General features: G+C 42.2%; 1 protein-coding gene. It reads left to right on the forward strand.

Features of this window, described 5'->3' with window-relative positions:
* Positions 1–22 precede the first annotated feature (22 nt).
* Positions 23–581 (forward strand): IS256 family transposase (locus AB840_RS15640; RefSeq protein WP_048515727.1); only part of this gene is annotated, 559 nt, incomplete at its 3' end.

Below are 581 nucleotides of genomic sequence, written 5' to 3' on the forward strand. Positions count from 1 at the left end.
ACTAAAGAAATGAGGTTCCCTAATGTCAAATCTTAACACAAAACTCATGCAAGCGCTAGTAGAAAAACAATCTGTTGAAGATGTCTTTCGTCAAGAACTTGAAGATGCCATCAACCAGTTGCTTAAGGTTGAACTTTCTAGTTTTCTAGGATATGAGAAACATAGTTCCAACGGCTGGTCTTCTGGTAATAGCCGCAACGGTTTTTATTCTCGCGAACTTCGCACGGAATATGGTACTTTACAGCTCCAAATTCCGCGTGACCGTAATGGTGATTTTCATCAACAGACGTTGCCAGAGCGCAAGCGTCAGACTGACTCTTTAGAAACTACCATCATCCAACTTTATCAGCATGGTGTTACCACGCGGCAGATTAGTGAACTGATTGAACAAATGTATGGACAATATTACACGCCACAGACGGTATCAAATATTACCAGTGCTGTACAAAAACAAGTCGATGAGTTCCATAACCGCAAGGTCAACAATCGGTATGCTGTCATCTACTGCGATGCCACCTATCTGAACCTTAGACGGGATAGTGTTGCTAAAGAGGCATTACACGTTATTCTCGGCATTACGT

This window comes from Megasphaera cerevisiae DSM 20462 (assembly GCF_001045675.1).
Lineage (GTDB): Bacteria > Bacillota > Negativicutes > Veillonellales > Megasphaeraceae > Megasphaera > Megasphaera cerevisiae.